General features: G+C 61.3%; 21 protein-coding genes. 8 read left to right on the top strand and 13 right to left on the bottom strand.

Annotation, left to right across the window (positions count from 1 at the left end):
• Nucleotides 1-37 precede the first annotated feature (37 nt).
• The 3 genes from VSX56_RS07115 to VSX56_RS07105 all read left to right on the top strand — a co-directional run bounded on the left by VSX56_RS07115 (nt 38) and on the right by VSX56_RS07105 (nt 4,227).
• Nucleotides 38-1,267 carry an MFS transporter gene (locus tag VSX56_RS07115; RefSeq protein ID WP_350935952.1) on the top strand — a complete coding sequence of 410 codons (1,230 nt, stop codon included), beginning with the start codon at nt 38-40 and terminating at the stop codon, nt 1,265-1,267.
• Nucleotides 1,268-1,388: 121 nt separating this feature from the next.
• On the top strand, nt 1,389-1,784 hold the full coding sequence (locus tag VSX56_RS07110; protein ID WP_350935950.1) for a VOC family protein: 396 nt from the start codon (nt 1,389-1,391) through the stop codon (nt 1,782-1,784).
• A gap of 127 nt (nt 1,785-1,911) precedes the next feature.
• Entirely contained in the window at nt 1,912-4,227 is a 2,316-nt protein-coding gene (locus VSX56_RS07105) for a Tex family protein (RefSeq protein WP_350935947.1), read from the top strand.
• 28 nt (nt 4,228-4,255) lie between these two features.
• Here the strand turns inward: VSX56_RS07105 and VSX56_RS07100 are convergent, their stop codons facing one another.
• The 9 genes from VSX56_RS07100 to VSX56_RS07060 form a co-directional block, all read right to left on the bottom strand.
• On the bottom strand, nt 4,256-4,648 hold the full coding sequence (locus VSX56_RS07100) for a DUF8776 family protein (protein WP_339112737.1): 393 nt from the start codon (nt 4,646-4,648) through the stop codon (nt 4,256-4,258).
• Nucleotides 4,645-5,031, bottom strand: a complete 387-nt coding sequence (locus VSX56_RS07095; RefSeq protein ID WP_339112736.1) for a response regulator — start codon at nt 5,029-5,031, stop codon at nt 4,645-4,647. Before VSX56_RS07095 ends, VSX56_RS07100 begins: the two co-directional genes overlap by 4 nt.
• Nucleotides 5,032-5,043: 12 nt before the next feature.
• Entirely contained in the window at nt 5,044-5,889 is an 846-nt protein-coding gene (locus VSX56_RS07090; RefSeq protein WP_350935944.1) for a CheR family methyltransferase, read from the bottom strand.
• Nucleotides 5,886-6,353, bottom strand: a complete 468-nt coding sequence (locus VSX56_RS07085) for a chemotaxis protein CheW (protein WP_339112734.1) — start codon at nt 6,351-6,353, stop codon at nt 5,886-5,888. The genes VSX56_RS07090 and VSX56_RS07085 overlap by 4 nt, the downstream gene beginning before the upstream one ends.
• A gap of 5 nt (nt 6,354-6,358) precedes the next feature.
• Entirely contained in the window at nt 6,359-8,545 is a 2,187-nt protein-coding gene (locus VSX56_RS07080; protein WP_350935942.1) for a chemotaxis protein CheA, read from the bottom strand.
• An 11-nt stretch (nt 8,546-8,556) separates the two neighbouring features.
• Entirely contained in the window at nt 8,557-8,922 is a 366-nt protein-coding gene (locus VSX56_RS07075) for a response regulator (protein WP_339112732.1), read from the bottom strand.
• A complete protein-coding gene (locus VSX56_RS07070) occupies nt 8,919-9,194 on the bottom strand; it encodes an STAS domain-containing protein (protein ID WP_339112731.1) in 276 nt (91 codons plus the stop codon). Before VSX56_RS07070 ends, VSX56_RS07075 begins: the two co-directional genes overlap by 4 nt.
• A gap of 122 nt (nt 9,195-9,316) precedes the next feature.
• Nucleotides 9,317-10,294: a glucokinase gene (locus tag VSX56_RS07065; RefSeq protein ID WP_350935939.1), complete on the bottom strand. Its 978-nt coding sequence runs from the start codon at nt 10,292-10,294 to the stop codon at nt 9,317-9,319.
• Between the two features lie 81 nt (nt 10,295-10,375).
• Entirely contained in the window at nt 10,376-11,401 is a 1,026-nt protein-coding gene (locus VSX56_RS07060; RefSeq protein ID WP_350935937.1) for a LacI family DNA-binding transcriptional regulator, read from the bottom strand.
• A gap of 234 nt (nt 11,402-11,635) precedes the next feature.
• Between VSX56_RS07060 and VSX56_RS07055 the strand changes: the two genes are divergently transcribed.
• Nucleotides 11,636-13,267 carry an alpha-amylase family glycosyl hydrolase gene (locus VSX56_RS07055; RefSeq protein WP_350935934.1) on the top strand — a complete coding sequence of 544 codons (1,632 nt, stop codon included), beginning with the start codon at nt 11,636-11,638 and terminating at the stop codon, nt 13,265-13,267.
• Nucleotides 13,268-13,345: 78 nt separating this feature from the next.
• The gene (locus VSX56_RS07050) at nt 13,346-14,824 is read left to right on the top strand and encodes a trimethylamine methyltransferase family protein (RefSeq protein WP_350935932.1); all 1,479 of its coding nucleotides are present in this window, start codon (nt 13,346-13,348) and stop codon (nt 14,822-14,824) included.
• A gap of 55 nt (nt 14,825-14,879) precedes the next feature.
• On the opposite strand, the gene VSX56_RS07045 is transcribed toward VSX56_RS07050, so the two are convergent.
• The 4 genes from VSX56_RS07045 to VSX56_RS07030 are packed head-to-tail and all read right to left on the bottom strand — an operon-like array spanning nt 14,880 to nt 18,968.
• Complete coding sequence (locus VSX56_RS07045) at nt 14,880-16,205, bottom strand: HlyC/CorC family transporter (protein ID WP_339112726.1); 1,326 nt, start codon at nt 16,203-16,205, stop codon at nt 14,880-14,882.
• Between the two features lie 30 nt (nt 16,206-16,235).
• On the bottom strand, nt 16,236-17,183 hold the full coding sequence (locus VSX56_RS07040) for a site-specific tyrosine recombinase XerD (RefSeq protein ID WP_339112725.1): 948 nt from the start codon (nt 17,181-17,183) through the stop codon (nt 16,236-16,238).
• Nucleotides 17,180-18,796: a hypothetical protein gene (locus VSX56_RS07035; RefSeq protein ID WP_350935929.1), complete on the bottom strand. Its 1,617-nt coding sequence runs from the start codon at nt 18,794-18,796 to the stop codon at nt 17,180-17,182. Before VSX56_RS07035 ends, VSX56_RS07040 begins: the two co-directional genes overlap by 4 nt.
• 22 nt (nt 18,797-18,818) lie before the next feature.
• A complete protein-coding gene (locus VSX56_RS07030) occupies nt 18,819-18,968 on the bottom strand; it encodes a hypothetical protein (RefSeq protein WP_339112723.1) in 150 nt (49 codons plus the stop codon).
• Nucleotides 18,969-19,282: 314 nt separating this feature from the next.
• On the opposite strand from VSX56_RS07030, the gene VSX56_RS07025 reads away from it, so the two are divergent.
• The 3 genes from VSX56_RS07025 (at nt 19,283) to guaA (ending at nt 22,616) form a co-directional block, all read left to right on the top strand.
• Nucleotides 19,283-19,801, top strand: a complete 519-nt coding sequence (locus tag VSX56_RS07025; RefSeq protein WP_406871147.1) for a shikimate kinase — start codon at nt 19,283-19,285, stop codon at nt 19,799-19,801.
• Nucleotides 19,794-20,903, top strand: a complete 1,110-nt coding sequence (aroB, locus tag VSX56_RS07020; protein WP_350935924.1) for a 3-dehydroquinate synthase — start codon at nt 19,794-19,796, stop codon at nt 20,901-20,903. The genes VSX56_RS07025 and aroB overlap by 8 nt, the downstream gene beginning before the upstream one ends.
• A gap of 150 nt (nt 20,904-21,053) precedes the next feature.
• The gene (gene guaA / locus VSX56_RS07015; RefSeq protein WP_339112721.1) at nt 21,054-22,616 is read left to right on the top strand and encodes a glutamine-hydrolyzing GMP synthase; all 1,563 of its coding nucleotides are present in this window, start codon (nt 21,054-21,056) and stop codon (nt 22,614-22,616) included.

The raw sequence follows: 22,616 nt of genomic DNA, 5'->3' as shown, positions 1-22,616 counted from the left end.
ACGGGGTTTCGACCCCCCGAACGCTAGGAACTACCCTATGACAATCGAAAACACTCCCCACGGGGCTACGGTGCAAGGCATCGAGCCTCCCGTTATCAATGCTTCGTCGCGCCTGATCATTCTGGCGCTGGCGCTGGGTGGATTCGCGATCGGTACGACGGAATTCGCCTCTATGGCGGTGCTGCCATATTTCTCCCAGGAACTGGGTGTTGATTCGGCCCGTGCGGCCGATGCGATCAGCGCCTATGCCCTAGGGGTGGTCATCGGTGCGCCGACACTTGCCGTGCTGGGCGCAAAAGTGCGCCGTCGGCTGATGCTGACTTGGCTGATGGTCGCCTTTGCGGTCTTCAATATCCTTTCGGCCTTCGCCCCGACCTTCGGCAGCTTCATGGCAATGCGTTTCCTGTCGGGGCTGCCGCATGGTGCCTATTTCGGCGTGGGTGCGCTTGTGATCGCGGCCGCTGTGCCCAAGGGGAAACGCGCGGCGGCGGTCTCGAAGATGTTCCTCGGACTGACCATCGCCACTACCTTGGGGGTGCCGATGGCCAACGTGCTGGGACAGACAGTGGGCTGGCGCTGGACCTTCGGGCTGGTGGGGCTGATGTCGCTTCTGACGGCGATCTCTGTCTTCCTGACGGCACCGCGCGTGCCGGTTGATCCCACGGCAAGCCCCCTGAAAGAACTGGGTGCGCTGAAGAACCGTCAGGTCTGGCTGACGCTGGCAACCGGCGCGATCGGCTATGGCGGTTTCTTCGCGGTCTATACCTATCTCGTGGATACCTCGACCAAGTCCATGAACCTGCCGGCGTCCTACGAGCCCTTCATCCTGATGCTTGCAGGCGTTGGTATGACTGTTTTCACGATGGTTTACGGTTGGGCATCTGACCGCAGCTACACGGCCACCACGTTCTTTGCGCTGATCGTCGGAACGATCCTGCTCATCGCCTATCCTTGGGCAACTGCTAATGTCGTGACCTTTGCGGCGGTGGTGTTCCTGCTGGGGATTCTCAGCGGTGTCTCGATGCCGCTTCAGATCCGCCTGATGGATGTGGCCAAGGAATCGCAGCAGCTTGCAGCGGCGCTCCATCATGCAGCCTTCAACGTGGCCAATGCGCTGGGGCCGTTCCTTGCCGCGAAGGCGATCGGGGCAGGGTATGATTATCCGGTCTCCGGCCATGTCGGCGCGGTGCTCAGCATCATCGGTCTGGCGATTTTCGGGGTGACAATCCTCGACTGGCGCCGCCGCACCCGTCTGGGCCACGCCTGAACCCCAGACATACCGTGGATCAAAGCGGCCCTTCGGGGCCGCTTTTTCATGTCTGGTGCTTGCGTCCTTCGCGTTGGAATGGTCCTTTCGCCCCGGAGTTCCATTTGCGAAAGGATGCCTAATGGCCAAGATGATTCATTCGATGATCCGTGTGCTGGACGAGACCAAAGCCTGTGCCTTCTACAAAACCGCTTTCGGTCTCGAGGTGGCCGAACGCCTCGATTTTCCCGACTTCACGCTTGTCTACCTCTCGAACTCCGAGACCGGATTCGAGCTGGAGCTGACCGTGAACAAGGGGCAGACGACGCCCTATGACCTCGGCAATGGTTATGGGCACCTTGCGGTTTCGGTCGCCGATCTTGATGCCGAACATGCCCGTTTCGAGGCTGCAGGCCTGGCGCCGCGCAAGATCGTCGAATTCGCACCGGCAGGCACCAGGATCGCGCGGTTCTTTTTTGTCGCCGATCCTGATGGTTACCAGATCGAGGTGCTGGAGCGCTCGGGCCGTTTCGGCTGATATCGGCTGAAGCTGACCGATGTGATACATGCCTCAAGGGCTTGTGCGGAGATAGGCTCTTGGCGGGCTGCGGGAACAGGGGTAGACCCGTGTTTCCGACGACTGCCCGAGACGCATGGAGGAAGCCTTGGACCCCGATCTCCGCATATCCCGTCAGATTGCCACAGATATCTCCGCCCGCACCGATCAGGTGGTTGCGGCGGTAAAACTTCTGGATGAAGGGGCCACGGTTCCTTTCGTCGCGCGTTACCGCAAGGAGGCGACGGGGGGGCTGGACGACAGCCAGTTGCGTCTGCTTTCGGACCGGTTGGTCTATCTGCGCGAGTTGGAAGCGCGGCGCAGCGCGATTGTCAAATCCATCGAGGAGCAGGGCAAGCTGACTGACGCCCTTGCGGCGCAGATTACCAGGGCAGGCACAAAGGCCGAGCTGGAAGATCTCTATCTCCCCTACAAGAAAAAGCGGCGTACCAAAGCGATGATCGCGCGCGAGAACGGGCTGGAACCGCTCCTCGAAGCGATTCTGGCTGATCACGGGGCAGATCCTGAAGGGCTGGCCTCCAGCTATCTTTCCGAAGCCGTGCCGACCGAGAAAGATGCGCTGACCGGCGCGCGTGATATCCTGGGCGAGCGCCTCACCGAGGATGCGGCTTTGCTGGGCCGGTTGCGCGAATGGATGCAGCAGAATGCGATCCTGCGTGGAAAGTTGATCGAGGGGCAGGCCGAAAAAGGTGCCAAATTCTCGGATTATTTCGATCATAGCGAAAAGTGGCAGAGTGCGCCCTCCCATCGGGCGCTGGCATTGTTGCGCGCCTCGAATGAAGGGATCATCACGCTCGATATCGCCCCCGCCGAAGAGATGGCGGGACGGCCGGCCGAGATCGTGGCCGCGTCGCTGGGGTTGCGCGGGCAGGGTGCGGGTGCCCGTTGGCTGGGGCAGGCCGCGGCATGGGCATGGCGGGTGAAACTGTCGCTGTCTATGATGCTCGATCTGCTCGGTGATCTACGCGCGCGCGCGCAGGAGGAGGCGATTGCGGTCTTTGCCCGCAATCTGAAGGATTTGCTTCTGGCAGCTCCGGCTGGTGCGCGGGCGACGCTCGGTCTCGATCCGGGGATCCGAACGGGTGTGAAAGTGGCGGCCATCGACGCGACTGGGAAGGTTTTGGAAACGACCACAATCTACCCGTTCCAGCCCAAGAACGATCTGCGCGGATCGGAGGCGGCGCTACTTGCGTTGATTGCGAAACACCGGATCGAATTGATCGCTATCGGCAATGGCACCGCGTCCCGAGAGACCGAACGCCTCGTCGTGGATGTGCTCAAACGGCTGCCCAAGGGCGTTGCCATTCCGACCAAGGTGATCGTTTCCGAGGCGGGAGCCTCGGTCTATTCCGCGTCAGAACTCGCCGCCCGCGAATTTCCCGATCTGGATGTCAGCCTGCGCGGGGCCGTGTCGATTGCGCGCCGTCTGCAGGACCCCTTGGCGGAACTGGTAAAGATCGAGCCGAAAAGCATCGGCGTCGGGCAGTATCAGCATGATGTCGATCAGCACAAGCTGGGCCGATCCCTCGAGGGTGTGGTCGAGGATGCGGTAAATGCGGTGGGGGTCGATCTCAACACAGCCTCTTCGGCGCTACTGTCCCATGTTTCGGGCCTCGGTCCGGCCCTCGCAGAAGCGATCGTGGCCCATCGTGAGGCGAACGGGGCGTTTGCGACCCGCAAGGAGCTCTTAAAGGTCAGCCGTCTGGGTCCGCGCGCCTTCGAGCAAGCCGCTGGATTCCTGCGTATCCGTGACGGGAAGGAGCCCCTCGACGCATCAGCGGTCCACCCGGAGGCCTATGAAATCGCTCGGGATATCGTGAAATCCTGTGGGCGCGATCTGCGGTCGGTGATGGGGAATGATACAGCATTGCAGAATTTACGGGCGGAGGATTTTCTGCGCGACGGATTCGGTCTCCCGACCATTCGTGATATTCTGGCAGAGCTTCAGAAGCCTGGACGAGATCCGCGCCCTGATTTCAAAACTGCAAGCTTTACCGAAGGGGTGGAAGAGATATCCGATCTTCGTCCCGGTATGCGTCTTGAGGGAACCATAACCAATGTCGCGGCTTTCGGGGCCTTTGTCGATATCGGCGTCCATCAGGATGGGCTTGTCCATGTGAGCCAAATGGCGGACCGTTTTGTCAAGGACCCGCATGAGGTCGTCAAAGCGGGTGATGTGGTCAAAGTCGTGGTGACGGAAGTTGATGTGCCGCGCAAGCGCATCGGGCTCTCGATGCGTCGAGATGGAAAGACCGAGCGGCCCGAGCCGAGCCGAGGTCCTGCATCAAAAGGTCAGTCGAAATCATTGCAGCATAAAAAAAGCGGAACCGGGGCTTCTGCCGTGTCCGGTACCAATAGTGCATTGGGCTCCGCGCTCGCGCAGGCACTCAACAAAACCAGATGATTTGTCAGGTTCTGAGCGGGTAACCCGCTTAGAACCATTCAATCTCCCCATCCGCTTCATCGTGGCTCAGCACTATCCGCTCTTCTGCAGGGTTCAGATTCGTGATGAGTTCATGCAGGCGAAGGCGCGAGAGGATCGGAACGGCATGCAGTTTCACACCTTGGGGCATCTCTCCCGAAACCGCAGCCATGAGGCGGCCTAGATCCTCTAGGGACTGAGTGATCCGGTCGATACCCTGCATACCACGGATCGCTTCGGCCTGCGTATGTTCCGCGAATTCGCAGGCTGAAATCGCTTTCTGGACGTCGGCGGAGAGGCGAGCCAGTGTCTCGAGCTCGTCCCCCACGCGGGCGGCCAGCGCATCAAGAGGCAGGTCTTGATGCTTTGGCGGGATTGTTTCCTGTGCGGTGCTTACAATCATAGGCGCCCCACGACCGCCTCGATGCAGTTGCGAAGGTCCTGCGGTTGGAACGGCTTTTTGATGAAGTTGTTCATTCCCAGCTTTTTGCCGTTCTCGATGATTTCCTTATCGGCCCGGCCGGTGATCAGGATGAAACCGCTACGTTGCGTCTTCGGGTTCTTGCGCATCGCATGGAGCAGCTGCAGCCCATCCATGCCAGGCATGTTATAGTCGGAGATGACCAGGTGAACCGGCGTCTTTTCCAGAATACCCATCGCGCCTTGACCGTCGACAGCATATCCGACTTGGCGAATACCCATCGCGTCCAGCGCCTGCAAAATCAGGCCGCGGCTCGTGGACATGTCATCGACCACCAAAACTTTAAGTTGGTCTCGCAATGCCATTTGTGGCCTCCTTCATTGTCCCTCTGCGGGGAGTCGATAAGTGGTGATTCCGGCCGGCACGAGTTTACTACCGGTATCGAGCGGAACCCGCTCCGAATGTCCGACAAACAGCCATCCACCCGGGGCAAGAATTTTCTCAAAGCGCTTCCACAGGAGGTTTTGCGCCTCAGGGGAAAAGTAAATCATCATGTTCCGGCAGAAGATGATGTCGAACTGGCCCTTCATGGGCCAATCGGAATGAATATTGAGTTCGCGAAACGTGGCCCGTTTACGTAGGCGATCTACGACCTGCTGATCTGCCCCGGCCGCTTGGAAGTATTTTTTCTGGAGCGGCGCCGGCACGGCTTCAAGGATACTGCTTGAGTATACCCCCTGAGTGCCGCGACGTATCATGACCGGATCAATATCGGTCGCCAGAAGCTTGATGTCGGACTGATCGAATTCTCGCACTGTTTCAGCGGCCGTCATCAGGATCGAGTAGGCTTCTTGCCCGTTGGAGCAGCCGGCCGACCAGATCCGCAGCCGTTTTCCGCGCGCGGCAATGAGCTTTGGCAGAGCCTCTTTTTGCAGCGTCTCGAAGTGATGGTTCTCCCGGAAGAAGTTGGTGACGTTGGTTGTGAGCGCGGAAATCATTTCCTGCCGTTCGGGGAGACCGTCAACGCTATTTACCAGATCGATATAGGCGCGATAGGAGCTCAGCCCCAAAGCACGAAGCCGTTTCTGGAGGCGGGACTGGACCATTGATCCCTTGCCCGGTGCCAGAACGATCCCTGCATGTGTCATAAGGATCGCAGCAATCTCGGAGAGTTCGCGGTCACTTGGTGACATCTGGGAGATATTTGGGGTCAGGGCGTTCATGCAGCTTCCGCAGTGTCTTCAGGCAGAACAGTTGCGAGATCCAGCACACGGATCATGCGGCCTTCTACGATCGTTAGGGCAGAGATGAAGCTGTGTGACAGATCCGCAGCGAGATCCGGCGGAGGCTGAAGCTCTTCGCGCGGAATGGAGAGAATGTCCGACACAGCATGAACGAGAAGTCCTGCAGTTTGATTGCCGAACTGCACAACGATAATCACGTTACGCGCGTCGCCTTCGACCGGATCCATACCTAGGCGGATGGAGAGATCAACGACCGGCAGAACGGTGCCGCGCAAGTTGATGACACCTCGGACATGGGGTGGTGCGTGCGGGAGCGGGGTTGCTCGCGTCCAGCCACGGATCTCACGAACCGACATGATGTCGACGCTATATTCTTCGTCTGCCAAGCGGAAAGACAGAAGTTCAATTTCGGACGAGGTTTGGGTCGATGCTACGTCAGTCATCTTTATCATCCTGCTAGAGCAAAGTCGGACCGGGTGTGGCCGGTTGCGTTTTGGACAAGGTCGGCGGGGTCGAGAATCAGCGCAATCTGACCGTCACCAAGGATAGTTGCGGCGGCAATGCCGGGAATGTGGCCATAGGCTTGTTGCAGACCTTTGATCACTACCTGACGTTGCTCCATAATCTGATCGACGATCAGGGCGTTGCGGCGGCCGTCTTCCTGGGCTGTCAGCAACACGATACAGCCTTCGTAGTTGCTCTTGGCGCCACGATATCCGAGCTCTGCACCCAGGTCGTAGAGGGGTACAAATTCACCACGAACATGGATAACATTCGTTGTCGGTCCAAGCTTGCGGAGATCCTCGGCGGTTAGCGTCTGAGTCTCAAGGATCGCATTCAGCGGAACAACGAGCGTTTCGCCAGCGACCGTCACCACCATTCCGTCCAGAACAGCGAGCGTAAGCGGGAGCGAGATTGAGAAAATCGTGCCTTTGCCAGGTTCGGACTGGATGGTGATACGCCCGCCCAAAGACTGGATCGAACTGCGCACCACATCCATTCCGACACCTCGGCCCGACAGAGCGGAGACCTGATCTGCCGTGGAGAAACCGGGCAGGAACAGGAGGTTATCGATCTCCGCATCGGTCAGCTGTGCATCGGGTGCGACAAGACCTTTCTCGATGGCTTTTGCCAGAACCTTGGGACGGTTGATGCCTGCACCGTCGTCCTCGATCTCGATGACCACACGGCCGGAGCGGTGCTGCGCCGAAAGTGTGATAACACCTTCTTCCGGTTTGCCAAGCGCGCGGCGCTTGTCAGGGGTCTCCAGGCCATGGTCAACCGAGTTCCGGATCATATGCGTCAGCGGATCGGCGAGACGCTCGATCACGGTCTTGTCGACCTCGGTCGTTTCACCTTCGACTTTCAGACGCACATCCTTGCCGATCGCGGCGGAGGATTCGCGCACGATCCGGCCCATCCGCTGGAAGAGCGGTTTCACGGGCTGGGCGCGGATCATCATCACCGAGTCCTGGATATCACGCGTCAGCATCATGAATGCTTCAAGACCTGTCATGACTGCCGAGTTCGGCGGTAGGCCCGCTTCCGCGACGCTTTGCGCAAGCATGGCCTGGTTGATGACCAGCTCGCCCACTAGGTTCACCAGCCGGTCGATACGATCGAGATCGACACGCACCGTCGGCGATGGATCACTGCCATGTTTGGCCGCGCCGCCTGTATTGGCCGCACCTCCCTCGGTCTCCTTCGGTGCCGGAATGTCCGCGCCTGCGGCGCTCGGCATCGGTGCTTGTGCGACCTGAGTCGCCGGTGCGGCTATGTGGTGCGGGGCATCCATGAAATCACTGTTCATGACGGCGTCAGAAGATGCCTCCGCACCGTCATTGGCAAAAGGGAGAAAACTATTTTCGGCATCAGAGTCCTGATGGATCTCGAGCTCGCTAACATCTTCGACAAAATCGAAGATCTCGCGAACATCCATCTCGTTTACATCGCCAGTCAGAACGGCATGCCACGAAAGGTAGGGAATTTCGGGGCTGAGGTCATCGAGCGCAGGAACCGCATCCAGATCGAGAGAGACTTCGATTTCGGGACAGAGTTCATGAAGCGCACGGAAGAGATGCAAAGGCTCGTTGCCTGACGCAAAAAGTTCCGCTTTGGGCGCGAATTTGATCTCAATGCGGGTCTCGCTGACGTCATCGGTCGTCCCGAGATCCAGATCGAAGCTCAGACCCATCGGCTGGAAGTCGTCCGCCGAGACTTCTTCACTCTCTTCTGTCGCTCCGCCCGGAGCCATTCCCATTAGGGCTTCCAGCTCGCACAGCGCCTGCTCTGCACCCTCGGGAGGCGGGTCGCCGGCCTGGGCTGCACGAACATGATCCGATAGGAAATCGGCGCATTGGAAGAACTGTTTCACTGCCTCCGGAGACAGCTGCAATTTTCCGGAGCGGACCTCGTCCATGACCGTTTCATAACGGTGTGCAAAAGCGACGAGCGCGTCCAGTCCGAAGGCACCAGCGCCGCCCTTGATGGAATGCACCGCCCGGAAAACGACGTTGATCGTTTCGTTATCATAGGCGCCTTCATCCATTTCGATGAGGGCATCCTGAAGACTTTCGAGCAATTCCTCGCATTCAACGAAGAAACTGGCTCTGATTTCTGCCATCGGATCAGACATAGATCCCTCCCTTAGCCAGCAACCATCTGCAATGCCTTGACCAGCTTCGGCGGATCAAACGGTTTGACGATCCAGCCGCTGGCCCCTGCGGCACGTGCCCGTGCTTTCAGCTCGGGGGCGGATTCGGTGGTCAGGACAAGGATCGGGGTCGCCCGGTGCTTTTCCTGACCGCGAACGGCCTCGATGAAGCCGAAACCGTCAAGGCGCGGCATATTGATGTCGGAAATGATGGCGTCGGGTTCGATGCCTTCCAGCACCTCCAGCCCATGCACGCCGTCTTCGGCAACGTGGAGTTCCATGCCCGCGTCTTTCAATGCAAGTTTGAGCATGTCGCGAATGGTGCGGCTGTCATCGACGGCCAGAACTGTCAGGCTCATGCGGCCTCCGTGGATTGTAAATCGTCGAGGGAAACCCCGTAGAGCCCAAGCGCTTCATCGAAGGCTTCGGAGCGGGGCGAAATCGTCAGCGAGTGACCGCTGTCACGCCAGCTCTTTGCGGCAGAGACTAGCACCTGCAGGCCAAGGGCCCCCAGATGGGTCACTTCTGTCGCGTCAATCACCAGATCGCTTCCTTTATGGGAGCGGATGGTATCTGTAAGAGCCGCGACCTTGGTCAGGTCCAGCTTCGGGTCCAGAGGCAAAACCGTCATTGGCTGCCCCCAGGGATGTCTGAGTGAGAAAACTGCACCTAGTTCCCCTTTCATTCGGTAATGAAACGGGTTTAGCGCAGGTCTATTAACATAGACTTGACGGCGCAGGGGCCGTGAGAGGTTTACGACAGACCGAGCTTGTGGGTGGCGATATAATTCGCGCATCCCGCGAGTGCGGCGAAGTCATCCTCAACTACATGGATCGGGAATTTCGTCATGTAATCAGAGAAAGATCCTTTATCCATAAAGGCTTGCTTGAAATTCATCTGTTCGAGCCAAGGCTCGACCGCGCGCGCCGCCCCCCCGATCAAATAAATTCCGCCAAATGGAAGATGGGTTAGGGCCAGATCGCCCAATGCACCCCCAAGGAGAGTTACGAAGATCTGGGCCGCCTTCAGAGCGTCCTCATCTTTACCGTGCATTAGCGAAAGAATCTCTTCGCCGGTTACAGTGGCGTCCTCGCGCCCGGTCACGAACGCATAGATTCGCTCGAGGCCCCGACCCGCACAGGCATGTTCGACGCTCGCAAAGCGGTGTTTACGCTCGAAATAGCGCTTGACCTCGGTGTGGATCTCGGAGCGGACGGGCATGGTGATATGGCCGCATTCCGAGGCAGGCACAACCATCAGCCCGCCGGGCGCGTGATGGACGGGAGCCGCATTGAAACCGGTCCCGACACCGACCACCAGCTTGGGCGACAAGGCAGGCGCGGGTTCGCCCGCCTGCACCTCGCGCAGCACTTCCGGCGAGAGCCCAGCGAGTGCATGGCCTTGCGCCTGCAGATCGTTGAGGAGCGATACATGCGCCGCGCCCGTCACCTCGGCCAGCGCCTCCGCACGGATCGTCCAGTCGAGATTGGTCATCCGCGCATGGGTCCCGTCAACGGACACCGGACCTGCCACGGCCACGCAGACACCCACCAGATCACTGATCCGTTCGGCCACCATGTATTCGCGAATGATTTCCTCGAGCGTGGCGCGCCCTTTATTGGGGAAACGCGCGATGGAGGCAGGCACCAGCTGCGCACCTTGTGCCAGAGCGACCCGTGTATTGGTCCCGCCGATATCGGCCAGTAGGGTATAGCGGCTGGTCATGGTCATCTCTGTCTCCTCCACAGTGCTCGGTCTCCCTGATAGATTGGCCCGAGGGCTTGGGCAAGGGCAGGGTACACCTGACCGCTCTCACATTTTCAGCGGGCCAAGGGACTGGCCCATGAGCAGGGCGGGCTCCAGAAGAAGTGGGGTCTGCGCGATATCGGGCGTCTCGATCCGGTCGATCAGCATCTGTGCGGCGCGCTGGCCCGCCTCGCGGACCGGAGATTTCATTGCGGTATAGATCGGGTTCAGGCCGCGGTTGGTCACGAAGGACAGCCCGTCATCCCATGTCACCAGAGAAATATCGCGCCCCAATGCAAGCCCCGCATCCTCGACGGCCCGACGCACGCCCATCGCCCCCATCAGTGAGGCGGTCACAAAGGCACTGGGGCGGCTTCGCCAGCTCAGCATCTCGGCTGCGGCATCGCGTCCCGTCTCGTCCGAAACCTCGCCCGACACCATGTAGAGCCGCGGCACTTCCAGCCCGCGCGCCAGAAATGCTCTCTCGAACCCCGCGCGACGGTGGGCCGAGGCGCGCAATCCCTCGGGGCCGTTGATCAACGCGATGTCGCGATGCCCCTGATCGATCAAGAGCAGCACCAGCTGTTCGAAGGCGCTCTCGTGGCTGGTGTCGATCCACAGATCCCCCGATGCAGGCGTCTCGACACGACCGTGGATCACAAAGGGCAGGCCCAGTTCGCGGCACAGGTCGGGGCGCAGATCCAGATCGCGCGCGCCATGCAGTATGACGCCGTCTACATTGCGCTTGGCCGCCATCGCACGGTAAGCGGCGTCCTCGTCGCCCTCTTTCACCAAGGTCATGATCAGGTCGTAGCCGCGCAGGGCATAGATCTCGCCCGCGCCGGCAATGAAATCGGCAAAGATCGGGTTCACCAGATCATGGGAAGGCGCCATTGGCAGGATATGCCCGATTGCCATGGCGCGGCCCGTCGCCAGCCTGCGGGCCTGCAGATTGGGGTGGTATCCGCTGGCCTGCGCCGCCTCGCGGACCTTGATCCGCGTGGCTTCGGATACTTCGGGGAACCCGTTCAATGCACGGCTGACGGTGGTCGGAGAGAGCCCAAGCTGGCGGGCAAGTTCTTTGAGCGTCATCGGGTTACCTGAGATCCTACCTGAAAGTCTTTGCGATAGAAGGATAACGCTAGAACGCTTTGGTCCGGTTCCAAACCGATTTCGGAGAGGGTAAAGGCCGAGGGGCGCGGGCTGTTGCAATCGCGCGTCGCCCGTCCCCGGTTTCAGCTTTTTGTCATCGGGGTTTCGCTCGGGGGTATCCCCTCCTATCCTCGGGGCAGGCAAAGGGTATACCGATCAGAAGGAGACCGACGCATGAGCGTGATGCGAAAAGACCCCGACTGGTGGCGTGGCGCTGTCATCTACCAGATCTATCCGCGCAGCTATCAGGACAGCAATGGCGACGGTGTGGGCGATCTTCTGGGGATCGTGCGCAGGCTCCCCCATATTGCACGGCTCGGGGCGGATGCCATCTGGATCTCCCCTTTTTTCACCAGCCCGATGAAGGATTTCGGCTATGATGTGGCCGATTACTGCGATGTCGATCCGATGTTCGGCACGCTAGCCGATTTCGATCAGGTGATCGAGACCGCCCATGCGCTGGGGATCAAGGTGATGATCGATCTGGTCTTCTCCCATACATCCGACCAGCATCCGTGGTTCAAGGAAAGCCGTGCGAGCCGCGACAATCCGAAAACCGACTGGTATGTCTGGGCCGATCCCAAACCCGATGGCACGGCACCCAATAACTGGCTGGGAATGTTTGGCGGCTCGGCATGGCAATGGGACACCCGCCGCGAGCAGTATTACCTGCACAACTTCCTGACCCAGCAGCCCGATCTCAACCACCACAGCGCCGAGGTGCAGCAGGCGCTTCTGGATGTGTCGAAATTCTGGCTCGATCGCGGGGTCGACGGGTTCCGGCTGGATGTGATCAACTACTACATGCATGACGAGAAGCTGCGCGACAACCCCGCGCTGCCACTGGCAGATCGCAATGATGTCGCCGCGCCCAAGGTGAATCCCTATAACTATCAGCTGCATCTCTATGACAGGAACCATCCGCGCAATCTGGAATTCCTGCGCAAGCTGCGCACCCTGATGAACGGCTATAATGCCGCCGCGGTGGGCGAGGTGGGAGACGCTCAGCGCGGGCTGGAACTCCTGGGCGAATATACCTCGGGCGAGGACAAGGTGCAGATGTCCTATGCCTTCGAGTTTCTGGCAGGGCATGCGCCGCTCTCGCCGCAGACGTTCAAGACGGTGCTCGACAAGGTGGCCGAAGTGGCTGCCGATGGCTGGGCCTGCTGGGCCTTCAGCAACCATGATGTGGCTCGCCATATCAGCCGTTGGGGCCTGAGCCCGCAGGCCGCGCGGGTCTATACAACATTGATGGTCTGTTTGCGCGGCTCGCTTTGCCTCTATCAGGGGGAGGAGTTGGGCCTCCCGGAGGCCGATCTCGATTACGAGGATCTGCAGGATCCCTACGGGATCGAATTCTGGCCCGAATTCAAGGGCCGCGACGGCGCGCGCACGCCGATGGTCTGGGAAGAGGAGGCGCCCTATGCGGGGTTCTCGCAGGCCAAGCCCTGGCTTCCGGTCCCGCGGGCCCATGCGCGGCTCGCGGTGGATGCGGCCGAGCGTGATCCTGCCGCGCTATTGCATCACTATCGCCGTGCGCTGGCCTTCCGTCGCGCGCATCTTGCCCTGCGCAAGGGGGATATGAACGAGATCGCGGCGGGCGAACAGGTCCTGTCGTTCAAGCGTAGCGGCAACGGGGAGCAGATCCAGTGCTACTTCAATCTTTCCGGGCACCCTGCGCGGGTCACGGTGCCTGCGGGGCGCTGGGTCACCATCGCGGGCGAACTGGGATCGATCCGGCCTGATCCCGATCATAGTCTCCATCTGGGGCCGTGGCAGGCAAGCATCCTGATCCTGCAGGCGTGAAACTCGGGGCAGGTGGTTGCCTTCCTGCCCCGATCAGGGGCAAGATCGCCCCCCAATGCCCCACCCACGGAGATATAAATGCCTTCATCCGTTCTTTCGCATCAGATTGCCGCGCAGTCGATAGGGCGGATACCTCCCTGCACGATCCTCAGCGAGGCGCGCGCGGCAGAGATCGAGGGGCTGGCAGAAACCATCCTTGCCGAGATCGGTGTGAATTTCACCGACAACCCCGCCGCACTGGCGCGCTGGCAGGAGGCGGGGGCCGAAGTGCAGGGCGAGCGGGTCTATATCCCGCGTGGTCTCGCGCGCAGGCTCTGCGCCACAGCACCCGCCTCCTTCGTGCAGCAGGCCGTCAATCCGGCCCGTAGCGTGACGATCGGCGGTGGCAAACCCGTGATCGCACCGGTCTATGGACCGCCCTTCGTGCTCGATCCGGTGGAGGGCCGCCGTGCCGCGCGGTTTGGCGATTTCCAGATGCTGGTGCGGCTGGCGCATGCGAGCGAGGCCATCTCCCATGCCGGTGGCACGCTCTGCGAGCCGACCGATCTGCCGCTCGAGACGCGTCATCTGGATATGCTGATGGCGCATGCGCTGTTGTCGGACAAGCCCTTCATGGGCTCGACCACCGACCCCGAGCGTGCCCGTGACTCTGTCGCCTTTGCCAGAACGCTCTTCGGGCTCGAGGGGGATGACCTGCCGGTGCTGCTGAGCGCGCTGATCAATATCGGTTCGCCGCTGAGTTTCGACGCGACGATGAGCGAGTGTCTGGAAGTCTATGCCGGCGCGGGGCAGGCCTGCGTGATCTCGGCCTATGCGATCATGGGGGCCACGGCGCCGGTGACGGTGATCGGGACGCTCGCGCAGGCGCTGGCCGAGGTGATGGCGGGCACGGCCTACGCCCAGCTCGTGCGGCCCGGCGCGCCGGTGGTCTTTGGGCTCTACGCCAATGCTCTCGACACCAAGACCGGCGCGTCGATCTTTTCCTCTCCCGAGATGACGCAGCTGACGCTGGCCGCAGGGCAGCTCGCGCGCCGCATGGGGCTGCCCTACCGCGCGGGCGGCTGTCTGACGGCGGCATTCGAACCCAATGCCCATGCCGGATACGAGGCGGCCAATTCGCTTTGGGCCAGCCAGCTGGCGGGCGTCGATTTCATGCTGCACGGGGCAGGCTGGCTGGAGAGCGGGCTTGTGGCCTCGCCCGAGAAATTCGTCCTCGATACCGACCAGATCTCGGCGACCCTGCGCCAGTATGACGGCCTTCAAAGTGCTTCGGGCGATCCGCTGGCCAGCCTGCGCGAGGTCGGGCCGGGAGGGCATTTCCTCGGCGCCGAGGAAACGCTGCGTGAGGGCGAGGCGCGGCTCTGGAAAAGCGCTGTGCTGGAGGACAGGACCCATGATGCCTGGGAGGCGGCCAATCGTCCCGATACGGTCTGGCATGCGCGCCAATGCGTGAACAGGCTGCTCGACGCTTCCCAGCCGCCGAGCCTTGCGCCCGAACGCCGCGCGGCGCTCGAGGCCTTTGTCGCCCGCCGGAAAAAAGAGATCGCGGGCCTCTGAACGCCGGAGGCTTTGCCAGAAGAAAGCCGGTCGGGAGAGCCCGACCGGCTTTTTGTTATTCCTCTTCGCCTGTTACAGGACGCAGCTGCCGGATCTTCAGCCGCGTGATCCGGTTGTCCTTGCGCGCCAGAACCTCGAAGCGGAAGTTGTGGAAGCTGAAGACCTGACCCGTGGTCGGGATGGTCTGGGCCTCGTGGATCACCAGACCGGCGATCGTATGGGCCTCGTCATCGGGCAATTGCCAGTCCGTCTCGCGATTGAGGTCGCGGATCGTCATGCCACCATCGACGATGTAATCGCCCGCCGCATTCGGCAGAAGACGCGAGGGCGCGGTCGGATCGTGCTCGTCGGTGATCTCGCCCACGATTTCCTCGAGGATGTCTTCCAGTGTCAGCAGCCCGCGCAGGTCGCCATATTCATCCACCACCAGCGCGAAATGGGTCCGGCGCTTGAGAAATTCGCGCATCTGTTCGTCGAGCGGCGAGGTCTCGGGGATGAAATAGGGCTTCATCATCACCTGCGTCACATCCAGCTTGGCGATGCTTTCCAGCGTCGAGCCTTCCTGACGCAGGAGTTTCTCCACCGCGCGCAGCAGGTCTTTCGAGTGAATGATGCCCACCACATTCTCGCGCTCGCCGTCATAAAGCGGCAGACGGGTATAGGGAGAGGAGAGCACGGCGGTCAGGATTTCGCTCGGATCCGCCTTCACATCAATCATCTCGATATGGCTGCGGTGGAGCATGATTTCTTCAACCGTGCGGTTGCCCAGATCGAGCGCGCCCAGAAGTCGGTCGCGGTCTTCCTTATCTACCGTGCCTTCCGATTGCCCCAGTGCCAGAGCTCCCGCAATCTCCTCGTGGATCGAGAACATATGGGTGTCCGCATTGGTATGCTGGCCGAAAAGCCGGAGGATGCCGCGCACCAGAAGACGCACCACCGACACGACAGGGGCGAGCAAAATGGTGATCAGCTTGATCGGACGCGCGACTTTGCTCGCCACGGTTTCGGGATTGTTGATCGAATAGGTCTTGGGCAGCACTTCCGAGAAAATCAGCACTAGGACGGTCATCGCCAGCGTTGCCAGTGCCACACCGGAATCGCCGAAGACCCGCGTGAGCAGGGCGGTGGCCAGCGAGGTCGCCAGAATATTGACCACGTTATTGCCCAGAAGGATCGCGCCGATCAGCTTCTCGCTATCCTCGGTGACATCGAGGGCGATATCAGCGCCCTTGTCGCCCTTATCGGCTCGCGAGCGCAGCTTGGCGCGGCTCGAGCCGGTCAGCGCCGTTTCGGAGCCCGAGAAAAAGGCCGAGAAGGCCAGAAGGATCAGGATGGTGATTGCCGAGCCGAAAAAGGCCGCATCGAGAAAATTGCTGTCCATAACCGTGTTCTATATCGCTTTCGCCGTGCTTCAAGACCGTTTTGCGAGCGGATGGTGCTGCATGACCAGAGTTTTCAGCCGCTCGTCAAGCACATGGGTATAGATCTCTGTCGTTGAAAGATCCGCATGCCCAAGAAGCATCTGGATCGCGCGCAAATCCGCGCCCCCTTGCAGCAGATGGGTGGCAAAGGCGTGGCGCAGCACATGGGGCGTGACCTTTGCGGGGCTGATCCCCGCCTCGACCGCGAATTCCTTCAGAAGTCGATGGAAAGCCTGCCGCGTCAGATGCCCGTCCTTGCCCGAGGAGGGAAACAGGAAGCGCGAGAGTGGTTTGCGCTTCTTGGTATGGGCCTCGTCCTCGGCGGCGTCCCGCAGCACGATCCAGTCCGCCAATGCCTGACGGGCATGGTCCGACAAGGGCACCATCCGGTCCTTGCCGCCCTTGCCATTGACGAGAAGCATCGCCGGATTGCCGCGCGCCCCGGAGACGGGCAGGGTGACCAACTCGGTCACGCGCATGCCTGTGGCATAAAGCAGCTCCATAAGACAGCGGTTGCGCCCGTGATCGAGAGCGGTGCGCCCGTAATGCGGCGCAACCGCCAGCAGCCGGTCCACCTCCTCGATGCTTAGCACTTTGGGGAGCGCCTTCACACGGCCGGGGCCCGAGATCCGCAGCGCGGGGTTATCCTCGCGCCAGCCTTCCTCATAGGCAAAGCGGTAAAGCTGGCGGATCGCCGAGAGCCTGCGCGCGCGGGTCGATTGCGCCAGCCCCTCCGCCTCGCAGCGGATGAGATAGGTCTCGATATCGTCTTGCGTAAGCGTGCCGAAGGCGAGGTTCTTTGCTGTGACAAAGCCCATGAAGTCGCTCAGATCCCGTCCGTAGCTCAGCACGGTATTGCGCGCGGCACCGGCTTCGGCGGCCTGTGCTTCGAGAAAGATGGACAGCCAGTTGGGGTCGCTCGGGACCGGATCGTTCATCCGCGCCGCTCCAGTATGATCATTTCGAGCGCCGTGCGCCGCGCGACGGTTTCCAGTCCGACGAAACGAAGCAGGTTCAACCCGTTCACCATACGCGGATAATCCCCCCGCGCGCCATTGTCGATATCGTTTACCGCCTGCAGGATCGCCGCACCCAGCTGGTCGGGCAGCAGCTCGCGATAGGGGGCGGGCGTCGCTGTCTGGGGCGCATCGAAAACCCGTTTAAGCGCCAGTCCCAGCTGGTCCTGGGCAGGCACTGCCTCGGTATTGCCCAGAGCGATAGCGATGAGCAGCGCGTCATCAGGCGCCTCGTCATCGGCATTGCGAGCGACATTCTCGTAATCCTGCGACAGCAGCCCCAGCCGGAAAGCGGCCTCCTTGGCCGCCCCCTTGAGATCCATCGCTGCCAGCACCGGCCCGTAAAGCTCTGCCAGAACCGGTTCCAGCTCCGCCCGTTCCATGGCCTGATAGGCTTCGGGAAGGTCGGTCTCGATTGTGTCGATATCGTTATCGGTAATTGCCCGATCCAGCGCCGATACCGCCGAAACCCTGTCCCACAGGCTGCCCGAGGCGGCGGCGCGCCGCTCGGTATAGAGGCCAAGCAACTGGTTGGGGTCGATGGCGCCATGCGGGGCCAGCCGCTCGGCCGCCTCAATCTGCGCCTTCCAGCCATTATTCGAGCGCAGATCGGCATGGGCAAAGGCCAACGGCAGCCCCGTTGTGGGCAGCGGCTGGCCGATCGCCTCCATCATACGGAAATTCAGCGGTGTCACGCGGGTGGGCGGAGGCAGATCATCCGCATCCTCGCCCAGCTCCGGTTCGAGGAACCGTTCCAGAAGGGTCGCCGTCTCGGGGTCGAACTGGCCCAGTGCCTCGCCGCTCCCGAGTGAAAGCGCCGCCGCATCCCAATCACCATTGCGCGCGAAACAGAAGATCCGCGCGCTAAAAGACGGCGCCACATCCGGCATCTCGTCCATCAGCTTGCAGGCGGTATCTTCCTCCCCCAAAAGCAGCGCCACATCGAAACGGCGGCGGAAGACCTGCGGATCATCGCTATGGTCCTGCTCGAGCATGGCCAGCGCGGGTTCCAGCGCGCCTTGATCGAGCAGCTTGTCGATCCGCGCCAGAAACAGGCTGTCGGTCCGGCTCGGATCCGAGATCTCGGGCGGGTCCAGCTCGGCCAGCATCAGTTTCTGCATCAGTTGCTGGATCGCGGGCAGGGCGTTCACGACCTGCGCCTGACGCAGCAGATCGATCAACTCGGTTTCGGGCGTTTTGCCCCAAAGCGCTTTCGGAAGGCCCGCACGCTTGGCAGGCAGGAGCCCGATCCCATTGGGGTCCGGACCGCCCAGATCCAGCACGCTGATATCTTCCGTGCCCACACCCTTGCTCACCGGCGGCTCGCCCGGCACGGGTGGCATCACCGAGAGCGTGCTACCGGGCACAACAGGACGCGCCGTCCCGAAGGTCGGATTGGCCGGCATGGCCGAGGGCGTGACAATGGAATTCGAAAGCCAGTCGATGGCAGAGATCGGGGCCGCCCCCTGCGCAAGCGCGCCCGAGACGGTGACAGCCCACAGACCGGCCGCCACGATGACACGCTTGTCGCCCACGCCTCCCACCATCAGCGCCCCGTTACTGTTGCGCGGCGGGTTGGTCGGGCAGGGTGACCTCGACCGAGGCCGGTTCCTGCCGCGGTGCCATATCGCCGATATAGGCATAGCCGATCACGCCCAATGCGCCCAATACCAGAAGGATCAGAATTACCTTGAAGATGCGCCCCATGGATCCCCACGTCTGCTTAGTGTTTTTCTCGTTCTGCTCGTATGATCGCGCATGGGGCAGATGCAAGGTGCAAGCGGTCGGTTTGCTGCAAAACCCCACGGCCCCCGCGAAATCCTGCACATTATAACTGGCATTTTTGGGAAGTTCACGCCATTGAGGGGGGAAATCTTCACGATTGCGCCAAGCAAGCAGCTTCTCTGGAGAATTGCGCCATTTGGTGCGATTGCGCACAGAAGTGATGCAGGAAAAGGCAAGAGGAACGCGTGGGCGGACGAGCAAGAGAGCGGCTTCAGAAGAGCATCGTGCTGGTGGGTATGATGGGATGCGGCAAGACCACGATCGGTCAGTCGCTGGCACAGGCTTTGGGCGTGCCGTTTCTGGACAGTGACGAGGCCATCGAGGAGGCCGCGCAGATGAGTGTGACGGAAATCTTCGCCCGTGATGGCGAGGCGTTCTTCCGTGCCCGCGAATCCGAGATCATCGAGCGGCTGCTGCGCGGGGCACCTGCGGTCATCTCCACCGGTGGCGGGGCGTTTCTCTCCGAGGCCAATCGTCGCATGATCGCCGAGCGTGGCATGTCGGTCTGGCTGAAGGCCGATGTGGAAACGCTCTGGACGCGGGTAAAAGCCAAAAGCAACCGTCCGTTACTGAAAACCGCCGATCCCAAAGCGACCCTGCGTCACATGCTCGAGACCCGCCTGCCGGTTTATGCCATGGCGCAGGTCCATGTCGAAGCGGGCCCCCAGACCGGCGTGCATGCGATGACCGACCGCGTGATCGCCGCGCTTCACCAACAGCCGGGACTGTTCAGAACGGAGTGCCAGAATGGATGATATCGTTTCCGTCAATCTAGGTGCGCGATCCTATGAGGTCTGTATCGGGACGGGGCTTCTGGCCCGTGCCGAGGCCCAGATCGCGCCTTTGTTGCGCCGCCCCCGCGTGGCGGTCGTCACCGACGAGACAGTGGGCCCGCTGCATCTCGACGCGCTGCGCGCAGGGCTCGGGCAGATCGAAATGGTCTCGCTGACCCTGCCTGCGGGCGAATCGACCAAAAGCTGGCCGCACTTTACCCGCACGGTCGAATGGCTTCTGGAACAGAAAGTCGAGCGTAAGGATATCGTCATCGCCTTCGGGGGCGGAGTGATCGGGGATCTGGTGGGCTTCGCGGCCTCGGTCCTGCGTCGCGGCGTACGTTTCGTGCAGATCCCGACGACGCTTCTGGCACAGGTCGACAGTTCGGTCGGCGGCAAGACGGGGATCAACTCCGTGGTGGGCAAGAACCTGATCGGCGCCTTCCACCAACCCACCCGGGTGCTGGCCGATATCGATCTTCTGGGCACGCTCGCGCCGCGCGATTTTCTGGCAGGCTATGGCGAGGTGGCCAAATACGGGCTTCTCGGATCTGCCAGTTTCTTCGACTGGCTCGAGCGCAATGGTCCTGCACTGGCGCAAGGCGACACGGCCCTGCGCCAGGAGGCCGTGCGCCGCTCGGTACAGATGAAAGCCGATATCGTCGAGCGTGACGAGACAGAGGAAGGCGACCGCGCGCTTCTCAATCTCGGCCATACCTTCGGCCATGCGCTTGAATCCGCAACCGGCTATTCCGACCGGCTTCTCCATGGGGAGGGCGTCTCGATCGGCTGCGCATTGGCGTTCGAGCTCAGCCAGCGTCTGGGCCTGTGCGCGCAAGAAGCCCCCTCGCGGGTGCGCGCGCATCTGCGCGCCATGGGCATGAAAACCGACCTCTCCGATATTGCGGGCGATCTGCCCGATGCCGATGGTCTCGTAGCCCTCATGGCACAGGACAAGAAAGTGCTCGACGGCAAGCTGCGTTTCATCCTCGCCCGCGGCATCGGCCAGGCCTTCGTGACCTCCGAGGTGCCCGCCGACACCCTGAAAACCCTCCTGCAGGATGCGCTGGCCAGCAGAGCCTGAGATCCGCTTCCAGCGTCCCCAAATATCCCGGGGGTGAATTGTGCCAGAGGCACAAGAGGGGGCAGCGCCCCCATCCCCATCTCCACTCTTGCATCGGGCAGGGCTGCAAAGTTATTGCCTTTGTAATCCTGCCCCCTTAAAGGCTCGCATATGGCACAGCATCAGACCCTCCTTATCATCGACTTCGGATCCCAGGTGACGCAGCTGATCGCGCGCCGCCTGCGCGAGCTGAACGTCTATTGCGAAATCCGTCCCTACCAGTCCGTCACCGAAGAGGTGATCCGCGAGATCGCGCCTCTGGCCGTGATCCTGTCGGGCGGTCCTGACAGCGTGACGCGCGAAGGCTCCCCCCGCGCGCCGCAAGCCCTTTTCGAGATGGGCCTTCCCGTCTTCGGTATCTGCTATGGCCAGCAGGTCATGATGGAACAGCTCGGCGGCCGCGTCGAAGCGGGCCACCATGCCGAATATGGCCGCGCCTTCGTCACTCCCGCCGATGGCCACAAGCTCGATGGCATCTTCGCCGGTCTCTTCCTCGATGACGGCCGCGAGCAGGTCTGGATGAGCCATGGCGACCGCGTGACCGCATTGGCTCCGGGCTTCGAGGTGATCGGCACCTCGCCCAACGCGCCCTATGCGATCACCGCCGACGAGAGCCGCCAGTTCTACGCCGTGCAGTTCCATCCCGAGGTGCACCACACGCCCAATGGCAAGGCGCTGATCGAGAACTTCCTGCGCAAGGCAGGCTTCACCGGCGACTGGACCATGGCGGCCTATCGCGAGGAAGCGATCAAGACGATCCGCGAGCAAGTGGGCGACAAGCAGGTCATCTGCGGTCTTTCGGGTGGCGTCGACAGCTCGGTCACCGCGATCCTCCTGCACGAAGCCATCGGTGACCAGCTGACCTGCGTCTTCGTCGATCACGGCCTCCTGCGCCTCGACGAGGCCGAACAGGTCAAGACCATGTTCCGCGAGAACTACAATATCAAACTGATCGCGGCAGATGAATCCGATCTCTTTATCGGTGCGCTGGAAGGCGTGTCGGACCCCGAGGTCAAGCGCAAGACCATCGGCAAGCTCTTCATCGATGTGTTCCAGAAATACGCTAATGAAATCGAAGGCGCCGAATTCCTCGCTCAGGGCACGCTTTACCCCGACGTGATCGAGAGCGTGAGTTTCTCGGGCGGTCCTTCGGTCACCATCAAATCGCACCACAATGTGGGCGGTCTGCCGGAGAAAATGGGCCTGAAACTGGTCGAGCCGCTGCGCGAGCTGTTCAAGGACGAGGTCCGCGAGCTTGGCCGCGAACTCGGTCTTCCCGACAGCTTCATCGGTCGTCATCCGTTCCCTGGTCCGGGTCTGGCGATCCGCTGCCCCGGCGAGATCACCCGCGAGAAGCTCGAGATCCTGCGCAAGGCAGATGCGGTCTATATCGACCAGATCCGCAAGCACGGGCTCTATGACGAGATCTGGCAGGCATTCGTTGCGATCCTTCCGGTGCGCACCGTAGGTGTGATGGGCGATGGCCGCACCTATGATTTCGCCTGCGCGCTGCGTGCGGTCACTTCGGTGGACGGGATGACGGCGGATTACTATCCCTTCACCCACGAGTTCCTCGGCGAGACGGCCACGCGGATCATCAATGAAGTCAAAGGCATCAACCGTGTGACCTATGACATCACTTCGAAGCCCCCGGGCACGATCGAGTGGGAATGA

This window comes from Thioclava kandeliae (genome assembly GCF_040297545.1).
Classification (GTDB): Bacteria; Pseudomonadota; Alphaproteobacteria; order Rhodobacterales; family Rhodobacteraceae; genus Thioclava; species Thioclava kandeliae.
This window is presented reverse-complemented; position numbering and strand designations above follow the sequence as displayed.

Excerpts from the sequence above, each read along its gene's own strand:
- VSX56_RS07115 (WP_350935952.1), top strand. The coding sequence starts at position 38 with ATGACAATCGAAAACACTCCCCACGGGGCTACGGTGCAAGGCATCGAG.
- VSX56_RS07110 (WP_350935950.1), top strand. The coding sequence starts at position 1,389 with ATGGCCAAGATGATTCATTCGATGATCCGTGTGCTGGACGAGACCAAA.
- VSX56_RS07100 (WP_339112737.1), bottom strand. The coding sequence starts at position 4,648 with ATGATTGTAAGCACCGCACAGGAAACAATCCCGCCAAAGCATCAAGAC.
- VSX56_RS07095 (WP_339112736.1), bottom strand. The coding sequence starts at position 5,031 with ATGGCATTGCGAGACCAACTTAAAGTTTTGGTGGTCGATGACATGTCC.
- VSX56_RS07090 (WP_350935944.1), bottom strand. The coding sequence starts at position 5,889 with ATGAACGCCCTGACCCCAAATATCTCCCAGATGTCACCAAGTGACCGC.
- VSX56_RS07085 (WP_339112734.1), bottom strand. The coding sequence starts at position 6,353 with ATGACTGACGTAGCATCGACCCAAACCTCGTCCGAAATTGAACTTCTG.
- VSX56_RS07080 (WP_350935942.1), bottom strand. The coding sequence starts at position 8,545 with ATGTCTGATCCGATGGCAGAAATCAGAGCCAGTTTCTTCGTTGAATGC.
- VSX56_RS07075 (WP_339112732.1), bottom strand. The coding sequence starts at position 8,922 with ATGAGCCTGACAGTTCTGGCCGTCGATGACAGCCGCACCATTCGCGAC.
- VSX56_RS07070 (WP_339112731.1), bottom strand. The coding sequence starts at position 9,194 with ATGACGGTTTTGCCTCTGGACCCGAAGCTGGACCTGACCAAGGTCGCG.
- VSX56_RS07065 (WP_350935939.1), bottom strand. The coding sequence starts at position 10,294 with ATGACCATGACCAGCCGCTATACCCTACTGGCCGATATCGGCGGGACC.
- VSX56_RS07060 (WP_350935937.1), bottom strand. The coding sequence starts at position 11,401 with ATGACGCTCAAAGAACTTGCCCGCCAGCTTGGGCTCTCTCCGACCACC.
- VSX56_RS07055 (WP_350935934.1), top strand. The coding sequence starts at position 11,636 with ATGAGCGTGATGCGAAAAGACCCCGACTGGTGGCGTGGCGCTGTCATC.
- VSX56_RS07050 (WP_350935932.1), top strand. The coding sequence starts at position 13,346 with ATGCCTTCATCCGTTCTTTCGCATCAGATTGCCGCGCAGTCGATAGGG.
- VSX56_RS07045 (WP_339112726.1), bottom strand. The coding sequence starts at position 16,205 with ATGGACAGCAATTTTCTCGATGCGGCCTTTTTCGGCTCGGCAATCACC.
- VSX56_RS07040 (WP_339112725.1), bottom strand. The coding sequence starts at position 17,183 with ATGAACGATCCGGTCCCGAGCGACCCCAACTGGCTGTCCATCTTTCTC.
- VSX56_RS07030 (WP_339112723.1), bottom strand. The coding sequence starts at position 18,968 with ATGGGGCGCATCTTCAAGGTAATTCTGATCCTTCTGGTATTGGGCGCA.
- VSX56_RS07025 (WP_406871147.1), top strand. The coding sequence starts at position 19,283 with ATGATGGGATGCGGCAAGACCACGATCGGTCAGTCGCTGGCACAGGCT.
- aroB (WP_350935924.1), top strand. The coding sequence starts at position 19,794 with ATGGATGATATCGTTTCCGTCAATCTAGGTGCGCGATCCTATGAGGTC.
- guaA (WP_339112721.1), top strand. The coding sequence starts at position 21,054 with ATGGCACAGCATCAGACCCTCCTTATCATCGACTTCGGATCCCAGGTG.